This window comes from Verminephrobacter aporrectodeae subsp. tuberculatae At4 (assembly GCF_000193225.1).
Lineage (GTDB): Bacteria > Pseudomonadota > Gammaproteobacteria > Burkholderiales > Burkholderiaceae_C > Acidovorax > Acidovorax aporrectodeae.
The window spans coordinates 1-2,535 of sequence record NZ_AFAL01000540.1 but is presented as its reverse complement, the minus strand read 5'-3'; the positions used below and the strand labels follow the sequence as shown (position 1 = coordinate 2,535).

Sequence of the window (2,535 nt, the reverse complement as noted above, 5' to 3'; positions counted from 1 at the left end):
ACGCTCAGCCGCGCCGTGACCAGCGCTGAAACAGTGACCGTCAACTACGCCAAGCCAGCGACCGGCGGGGTCCAGGATGCCGCCGGCAACAGCGCAGCAGACCTCAGCAGCCAGGCGGTGACGAACAACACGCCCGCGCCAGGAGACACCACGCCCCCGGTGCTGAGCAGCGCCACGGTCAACGGCAACCTGCTGGAGCTGACCTATACCGATGCGAGCAATCTGGATGCACGCAAGACCGCAGCCGCCTCGGCCTTTGCGGTGGTCAGCATGGGCAATGCGGCCATTCGCGTGGACAGTGTGGCCGTATCGGGCAAGACCGTGACCCTGACGCTGAGTCGCACCGTGGCCGGTGGCGAAACGGTCAAGCTGAAGTACACCAAGCCCGAGACGGGCGACAACGTGATACAGGACGTTGCCGGCAACGACGCGGCCAGTTTCATGGACCGGGCCGTGAGCAACTTGGTCCCGGACACCACGGCCCCGGTGCTGGGTAGCGCCACGGTCCACAGCAACCAACTGGTGCTGATCTACATTGATGCGGCTGGCCTGGATGCTCTCAAGACCGCAACTTCCTCGGCCTTTGCGGTAAGCAGCGCGGGCAATGCGGCCATCAGCGTGAACAGCGTTGCTGTCGTGGGCAAGACCGTAACGCTGATGTTGAGCCGCGCGGTGGCCGGCGGCGAGGCGCTCAATCTGAGCTACACCCGGCCCGCGACCGGCGACAACGTAATACAGGACGCTGCCGGCAACGCCGCGACCAGCTTCACGGACCGGGACGTGCTCAACTTGGCCCAGGACGGCGTGGCGCCGGTGTTCCGCAGCGCCACGGTACGCGGCAACCAGCTGGTGCTGACCTACACCGATGCGACTGACCTGAATGCTGAGCAGACCGCAGCTGCCTCGGCCTTTGTGGTGCTCAGCGCGGGCAATGCGGCCATCAGCGTGAACAGCGTGCTCGTATCGGGCAAGACCGTGACCCTGACGCTGAGCCGCGAGGTGGCTGGCGGCGAGGCGCTCGATCTGGACTACATCCGGCCCGAGACCGGCGAGAACGTGATACAGGACGCAGCAGGCAACCCCGCGGTCAGCTTCTGGAACCAGGCCGTGAGCAACTTGGTGCTGGACACCACGGTCCCGGTGCTGGGGAGCGCTGCGGTCCACGGCACCGAGCTGACGCTGACCTACATCGATGCGGGCAACCTGGATGCCGAGAAGACCGCAGCCGCCTCGGCCTTTGCGGTAAGCAGCGCGGGCAATGCGGCCCTTAGCGTCAGCAGGGTGATCGTATCGGGCAAGACCGTCACGCTGACGCTGAGCCGCGCCGTGGACAGCAGCGAAACGCTCAAGCTGAGCTACACCGCCCGCGACCAGCGAGAACGTGATACAGGACGCTGCCGGCAACGACGCGGCCAGCTTCACGGACCAGGCCGTGGTCAATCGGGTCCCGGACACCACGGCCCCGGTGCTGGGTAGCGCCACGGTCAACGGCGACCAACTGGTGCTGACCTACATTGATGCGAGCAACCTGAATGTCGCCAAGACCGCAGCCGCCGCGGCCTTTGCAGTAAGCAGCGCGGGCAATGCGGCCATCAGTGTGAACGGCGTGCTCGTATCGGGCAAGACCGTGACCCTGACGCTGAGCCGCGCCGTGGCCAGCGACGAAACGCTCAATCTGAGCTACACCCGGCCCGCGACGGGCGAGAACGCAATACAGGACGCTGCCGGCAACGCCGCGGCCAGCTTCACGGATCAGGCCGTGGTGAATCAGGTCCGGGACACCACGGCCCCGGTGCTGGGTAGCGCCACGGTCCGCGGTGACGAACTGGTGCTGACCTACACCGATGCGGGCAACCTGGATGCCGGTGCCGGGAAGACCGCAGCCGCCTCGGCCTTTGCGGTCAGCAGCGCGGGCAATGAGGGCATCCGCGTGAATAGCGTGGCCGTCACGGGCAAGACCGTGACGCTGACGCTGAGCCGCAGCGTGGCCGGTGGTGAAGTGCTCAAGCTGAGCTACACCCGGCCCCCGACCGGCGAGAACGTGATACAGGACGTGGCCGGCAACGACGCGGCCAGCTTCACGAACCAGGCCGTGAGCAACCTGGTCCCGGACACCACGGCCCCGGTGCTGGGCAGCGCCACGGTCAACGGCAGGCTGCTGGAGCTGAGCTACACCGATGCGGGCAACCTGGATGCCGTGAATACCGCAGCCGCCGCGGCCTTTGCGCTCAGCAGCGCGGGCAACATGGCCATTCGCGTGAACAGCGTGGCCGTCACGGGCAAGACCGTGACGCTGACGCTGAGCCGCGACGTGACCAGCGACGAAACGCTCAAGCTGAGCTACACCCGGCCCGAGACCGGCGAGAACGTGATACAGGATGCGACCGGCAACGAAGCGGCCAGCTTCATGGACCAGGCCGTTCAGGTCCGGGACACCACGGCCCCGGTGCTGGGCAGCGCCACGGTCAACGGCAAGCTGCTGGTGCTGAGCTACACCGATGTGGGAAATCTGGATGCCGTGAATACCGCAGCCGC

The 2,535-nt window shown here is 66.6% G+C and carries 2 protein-coding genes; both read left to right on the top strand.

All coding sequences use genetic code 11. The features are described from left to right. On the top strand, window positions 1-1,476 hold a 1,476-nt coding region (locus tag VTU_RS0118055; RefSeq protein WP_029554538.1), incomplete at its 5' end, for a SwmB domain-containing protein. Further along, a partial coding sequence (locus tag VTU_RS28090) for a SwmB domain-containing protein (protein WP_040893108.1) occupies window positions 1,382-2,535 on the top strand: 1,154 nt, incomplete at its 3' end. The genes VTU_RS0118055 and VTU_RS28090, both read left to right, overlap by 95 nt.